Raw genomic sequence first — 5683 nt, forward strand, 5'->3', positions numbered from 1 at the left:
GCTATGGCACGTTCTATCTGTATCAGCAGTTCATTAAGAGAATAGGGTTTTCTCACATATTCAAACGCACCAAGCTTCATGCACTCGATCGCGCTCTCCAGTGTGGCATTTCCGGTAAGGATAATTACTTCTGCCGGGATGTTATCCTGCTTGATCTGCCTGAGTACATCGATGCCGCTCATGCGCGGCATGACAATATCCAGAAGCACTATGTGAAAAAATCCCTCATGCAGTATCTCTAAAGCAGCTTCACCGTCTGCTACAGTCTCCACACTGTAACCGGCCCGCGAGAGCTCGTTGCTCAGCAAAAGACGCAGCGAGGCCTCATCGTCGACAACAAGAATCTTACCCTTGTCCATCGCTCATTACCTTTTTCTCAACAGGGATCTCAAGTGTAACTTTTGTCTCTTTTGACAGTTCACTCTCTATTTCGATGCTTCCGTTATAATCTTCCATTATGTTATGGCAAATGGCAAGTCCCAATCCCGCTCCTGCTCCAACCTCTTTTGTTGTAAAAAAGGGATCAAAGAGTTTCGAATGAGCTTCAGGTTTTATTCCAGGCCCGTTATCGGAAACCTGTACACAATAATACCTTGAGGGATCATGTGAAACTGAGGGCTCAATAATTACCTCAGAACCCGATGGGCAAAAATCGAGGCAATTGGACAGAAGATTTACAAAAACCTGGCTCAATCTCGCGGAATCTGCCATTACCACTACGTCGGATGAAATCTTATTTACGATGTTTATTCCGGTTTTAACAGCCCTGGGCTGCAGTAATTTCACAGCATCATCGATGCAGTCATGCAATATCACACTCATAGTCTGGATACCGCTGTCCTTGGCAAATCTGCTCAGATTCTCAATAGTATCTCTGCAGCGAAGCGCCTCGGAATATATGATCTGCAAGTACTGATGCAGTTCATCCTGTCCCACAGGCTCGTTGTTTTTCATCCTTTCAAGTATTGAACTTGAAAAACCCAGTATCGCAGTAAGGGGATTGTTGATCTCATGTGCAACACCGGATGCCAGAGTGCCGATGGATGCCAGTCTTGCGGAACGGTAAAGCTGTTTTCTTGCCAGCTTCTGCTCTTCCTCAAGACGAAGCTGCTGGGTTATGTCATTCATCGTGATTATGATGGTGGAATTTGCCTGCCAGTAACCAACATAGATCGCATTCAATTTTACCATCAAGGAAGGCGTGCCATCCGGACCTGACAAATGAAAATTACGATGCAGAAGGGGTACAAAATCTTCAGAAGCAAGACTGTTAAAAAGTACCTCCAGTGACTCTCTGTCCTCCCGGAAAAAGCTGAAGATACTTCCCCCTTCAATCTCCTCTCTTTTCATTCCTAAAGTTTTACAGAAATAACGGTTACAATCGATAATAGTCTGTGTTGAATCGATTGTAACGTACATGCTGGGAAAATTCTCATATAAACACTTGTATCCGGCTTTTGAGAGAATGATCTGGCGCTGAAGCCTGCGGATCCTCAACAATGGTTTAATACATGCGAGAAACTCATCACAGGAAAAAGGCTTTTTTAAATAATCATCAGCATAGACCAGTTTTGCTCTTTTGTCCCTGACCTCAGAAACAGACAGAAAAATTACTGGAAGATAACTCTGACCCGTTGTTTTCTTGATCTGTTTTATTAAAGAAAAGTTATCTCTGTCCGCCATCTCAAAATCAAAAAGGACAAGATCGGCTTTACCTTCTTCAACAATCCTCAAAACATCCTGACTACAGGAACTTACGACACACTCAAAACCGGCTTTAATTACCGAATCCTTTACAATTGCAGAGGTGTGCAGATTGTCATCTACTACAAGAACAGTCTCTCTTGCAGATGCGTTATCTGAGACGCTCATGCAATTTCTCCTTCAGGGCGGACAGAGCCCTGCCACGGTGACTTATTGAATTCTTGACATCAGGACTCAACTGGGCAAAAGTACTGCTGTACCCATCAGGAATAAAAAGCGGATCGTAGCCAAACCCGCCAGCTCCCTCAGGAGCAAATCCGATTTTTCCCCTGCATACCCCCTCTGCCTTTACATACTGATCTTTTCCGGTCACCAGTACAATAACACACCGGAAAGCGGCTCCCCGTCTGTCTTCCGGAACCCCTTCCATCACTTTAAGAAGTTTCTCATTATTGGCCTTATAGTCACAGTTCTCACCAGCATACCTGGCACTTCTCACACCCGGTTCTCCACCAAGGAAATCGACTTCCAGTCCTGAATCATCAGCCAGTGTCCATAACCCACAGTGGTCAAAAACCCACCTGGCCTTGATAAGCGCATTTTCAAGAAACGTGGAGCCGGTTTCATCAATTTCAGGAACCGGGTTGAATAATTCGCCCATGGAAACAAGTTCAACACGCTCCTCTTTCAGGATCTCCCTGATTTCCGTTATTTTGCCCTTGTTATTTGTAGCTGCTGCAATCTTAATCATAGATCAGCCCACTACGATATTGACAAGTTTCCCCGGAACGACTATTACTTTGCGCACAGTTTTATCCGTGGTGTACGTTTTGATCTTCTCGAGTCCCAGAGCCGATTCCTTCAACTGCTCCTGAGTGGCATCACGCGGAGCAGTAAACTCTGCCCTCAATTTCCCGTTTACCTGTACAACAATGGTCACATTCTGCTCAAGAGTGAGTGATTCGTCCCACGAAGGCCAGTTCGATTGAATAACAAAACCGTCTCCACCAAGTTTCTCCCAGAGTTCATCTCCAAGATGCGGGGCAAAAGGAGAAACCAGTTTCACAAGAACAGTGAGGTCTTCTTTTGAGGCACCTTTCTCTGAAATCTCGTTTATAAACTCCATCATTGCTGCTACCGCAGTATTGAACTTCATCCCCTCGATATCATTGGTGACTTTTTTTATCACCCGGTGCCTGGCTCTGATATTTGTTTCTGCAGAGCCGGCTTTTGATTCATCATACTCATCCACCAGCCTGTACAACCTGCGCAGGAACCTGCTGCATCCCTCAATTGCCCTGGGATCCCAAGGCTTTGGAAGCTCAAACTCTCCCATAAACATCTCGTAAAGACGCAGAGTATCCGCACCATACCTGGCTACCACATCATCCGGATTGACTCCATTGAGCTTGGACTTTGCCATCTTCTCTATTTCCATGCTCAGTTTCTCACCTGTGGAGACCAGATAAGGTTCATTGTTTCTGAACTCAACTTCAGAAAGCGGATGGTACTTTCCCGTACTGTCACGGTAAGTAGCCGCAAGCACTGTCCCCTGATGACGGAGTTTTTTGAAAGGTTCTTTTGTGGACACATATCCCAAATCGTAAAGCACCTTGTGCCAGAAACGGGAATAGAGGAGATGAAGCACAGCGTGCTCAGCACCACCGATATATAAATCCACATTCATCCACTGTTTCTCCGCTTCCTTTGACCAGGGTTCATTGTTATTCACCGGGTCAAGATACCTCAGATAATCCCAGCAGGACCCTGCCCATTGCGGCATGGTGTTGGTCTCCCTTTTTGCCGGACCGCCACACTGAGGACAGGTGGTGTTAAGCCACTCAGTGATATTTGCCAGTGGAGATTCTCCTGTTCCGGAAGGTTCGTACCGCTCCACATCCGGAAGAGTCACAGGAAGCTGATCCTCAGGAACAGCGACCGCTCCGCATTTCTCACAGTGAACAATCGGGATCGGTTCTCCCCAGTAACGCTGACGCGAAAACACCCAGTCTCTCAGACGATAACTGACTGCGGATTTCCCTTTCCCCGACTTTTCGAGACTTTCAATTATCCTGCGTTTGGCATCCGGTGTCCTTAAGTTGTCAAGTTCACCCGAGTTGATGTTTATTCCCTCATCCGTAAATGCCTGACCGGATGGTATTTCGCCCTCTGCAGGGCGAACAACCTGAATTATCGGCAACTGGTATTTACATGCGAACTCATAATCGCGCTCGTCGTGGGCCGGAACGGCCATTATGGCACCAGTTCCGTAAGTAGAGAGGACATAATCGGCAATCCATATTGGAATTTGTTTGTTGTTCACCGGATTTACAGCATAAGACCCCGTGAATACGCCGGTTTTCTCCTTTGAAAGCTCAGTTCTCTCAAGGTCACTCTTCCTTCGGGCCGCAGTCTGGTATTCTCTGACCTCTGCCTGTTTCTCAGGAGTGGTTATTCTGTCAACAAGAGGATGCTCGGGAGAAAGAACAACATAAGTTGCTCCAAAAAGAGTGTCGGGCCTGGTAGTGAACACCCTGATCTCCTCCCCTTCGGCAGTTCCTGACGCAACAGTGAAAATCACCTTCGCACCTTCAGACCTTCCTATCCAGTTGCGCTGCATTGCGAGGGTCGATTCCGGCCAGTCAACTTCAGAGAGATCCTCAAGAAGCCTGTCGGCATATTTGGTGATCCTTAAAATCCACTGACGGAGATCCTTTCTTTCCACGATACTTCCGCATCTCTCACACTTACCACCTGTCACTTCCTCGTTTGCCAGGCCGGTCTTGCAGGATGGGCACCAGTTAATCGGCATTATTCCCTCATAAGCCAGACCCATTTTGTAAAGCTGGAGAAATATCCACTGGGTCCATTTATAATACCGCGGATCGGTTGTGTTAACCTCTCTGTCCCAGTCATAGGCAAAACCGATGGAATCTATCTGCCGCCTGAAGTTCGAGATGGCCTTGTCAGTAGTTATCCGGGGGTGTATACCGGTTTTGATTGCGAAATTCTCAGCCGGAAGCCCGAAAGCATCCCAGCCCATTGGATGAAGCACGTTCCATCCCTGCATCCTCTTGAACCTGGTCACTATATCAGTAGCCGTGTATCCTTCACAATGTCCTACATGAAGACCGGATCCGGATGGATACGGAAACATGTCAAGCGCATAGAATTTCGGCTTTCCCGGATCGTAAACAGCCTTGTGCAGTTTGTTCTCTTTCCACCTCTGCTGCCACTTCGGTTCAATCACCGATGGGTCATAATTGCTCATCTTAATACCTTTCCATTTTTATCTTCTGACAAATTTAATTCTTCTTCCGATTACTTCAGCAATCCAGATTCTTCTGAAAATACTCGATCGTTTTACGAAGCCCTTTTTCCAGTTCCACTGTGGGCTGCCAGTTCAGTTTTTCTCTGGCCAGACTGATATCGGGCTGCCTCTGCTTCGGATCATCGGAGGGCAGAGGATGGAATACGATCCTGGATTTGCTTCCAGTCAATTTTATCACATTTTCAGCCAGCTCGAGGATAGTAAACTCGGAGGGATTCCCGATATTTACGGGTCCCTGAAAATCCTCAGTGTTCATCAGCCTGATCATCCCCTCGATCAGGTCATCAACATAGCAGAATGAACGGGTCTGCTTCCCATCACCATACACCGTAATATCATTTCCTCTGATTGCCTGTACAATGAAGTTAGAAACCACCCTGCCGTCATTGGGATGCATACGGGGCCCATACGTATTAAAAATACGCATAACCCTGATATCAACTTTGTTCATCCGGTGATAGTCAAAAAACAATGTTTCCGCAACCCGCTTGCCCTCATCATAACATGAGCGGATACCTATCGGATTAACATGTCCCCAGTAATCCTCTTTCTGAGGATGCACATCGGGGTCTCCGTACACCTCTGATGTCGATGCCTGAAGGACACGCGCCCTGACCCTTTTTGCCAGACCCAGAACATTTATAGCAC

The 5683-nt window shown here is 46.8% G+C and carries 5 protein-coding genes; all 5 read right to left on the reverse strand.

The window, feature by feature from the left end:
• Positions 1 to 359, reverse strand: a 359-nt coding sequence (locus GX089_04380; GenBank protein ID NLP01711.1) for a response regulator, incomplete at its 3' end; no start/stop codon positions are given.
• Positions 346 to 1872: a response regulator gene (locus GX089_04385; GenBank protein ID NLP01712.1), complete on the reverse strand. Its 1527-nt coding sequence runs from the start codon at positions 1870 to 1872 to the stop codon at positions 346 to 348. The genes GX089_04385 and GX089_04380, both read right to left, overlap by 14 nt.
• Complete coding sequence (rdgB, locus tag GX089_04390) at positions 1856 to 2455, reverse strand: RdgB/HAM1 family non-canonical purine NTP pyrophosphatase (GenBank protein NLP01713.1); 600 nt, start codon at positions 2453 to 2455, stop codon at positions 1856 to 1858. Before rdgB ends, GX089_04385 begins: the two co-directional genes overlap by 17 nt.
• A gap of 3 nt (positions 2456 to 2458) precedes the next feature.
• Positions 2459 to 4975 carry a leucine--tRNA ligase gene (locus GX089_04395; GenBank protein NLP01714.1) on the reverse strand — a complete coding sequence of 839 codons (2517 nt, stop codon included), beginning with the start codon at positions 4973 to 4975 and terminating at the stop codon, positions 2459 to 2461.
• A 55-nt stretch (positions 4976 to 5030) separates the two neighbouring features.
• Positions 5031 to 5683: NAD-dependent epimerase/dehydratase family protein (locus tag GX089_04400; GenBank protein NLP01715.1), on the reverse strand; the 653-nt coding region annotated here is incomplete at its 5' end.

Origin of the sequence: Fibrobacter sp. (assembly GCA_012523595.1) — a bacterium.
In the GTDB taxonomy this organism is placed as follows: Bacteria; Fibrobacterota; Chitinivibrionia; order Chitinivibrionales; family Chitinispirillaceae; genus JAAYIG01.

Coding starts and splice junctions, on each gene's coding strand:
- GX089_04395 (NLP01714.1), bottom strand. CDS start 4,975: ATGAGCAATTATGACCCATCGGTGATTGAACCGAAGTGGCAGCAGAGG.
- GX089_04385 (NLP01712.1), bottom strand. CDS start 1,872: ATGAGCGTCTCAGATAACGCATCTGCAAGAGAGACTGTTCTTGTAGTA.
- rdgB (NLP01713.1), bottom strand. CDS start 2,455: ATGATTAAGATTGCAGCAGCTACAAATAACAAGGGCAAAATAACGGAA.